At 59.8% G+C, this 612-nt stretch carries 1 protein-coding gene; it reads left to right on the top strand.

The annotated features are described in order from the left end of the window. Positions 1-245: 245 nt before the first annotated feature. The coding region (locus D3227_RS40580; RefSeq protein WP_281035087.1) for a biotin carboxylase N-terminal domain-containing protein at positions 246-612 on the top strand (367 nt) is incomplete at its 3' end.

The raw sequence follows: 612 nt of genomic DNA, 5'->3' as shown, positions 1-612 counted from the left end.
ATCGGCTTGCCAGTCCACATCCATTGATCGGCCCTCCACAAGCCGACCTCCTATGAATCACGCAAACTCTCTCTTGGGAATTCCAAAAACTCGCCCGCCGCTAAAAACCTGCCAAAGTAGTGCTAGGAGACAAGGCCATCTCTATTAGGTCCAGAGATGCCGGTGGATGCCCGCCTTCAACGTAAACGGCGCGCGCAGTTGCAGCGTGGGCTGACATCACACGCCCTATATACTGGAGAAGTTGCTTGCTCATCAGCAAAATCCTCGTCGCCAATCGCTCCGAGATCGCCATCCGGGTTTTCCGCGCCGCCAATGAGCTTGGGTTGAAAACGGTCGCCATCTGGACCGAGGAAGACAAATATTCGCTGCATCGCTTCAAGGCCGACGAGAGCTACCAGGTCGGACGCGGGCCGCACCTGACTCGCGACATGGGTCCGATCGAAAGCTACCTGTCGATCGAAGAGGTGATCCGCGTCGCCAGGCTTTCGGGCGCCGACGCCATCCACCCGGGCTACGGGCTGCTGTCGGAGAGCCCCGAATTCGCCGAAGCCTGCGCTGTGGCCGGCATCACCTTCATCGGCCCCAAGCCGGAGACAATGCGCCGGCTCGGCA

Origin of the sequence: Mesorhizobium waimense (assembly GCF_003601975.1) — a bacterium.
In the GTDB taxonomy this organism is placed as follows: Bacteria; Pseudomonadota; Alphaproteobacteria; order Rhizobiales; family Rhizobiaceae; genus Mesorhizobium; species Mesorhizobium waimense.
The sequence above is the reverse complement of the archived record's forward strand: the minus strand, read 5'-3'. Positions and strand labels throughout refer to the sequence as shown.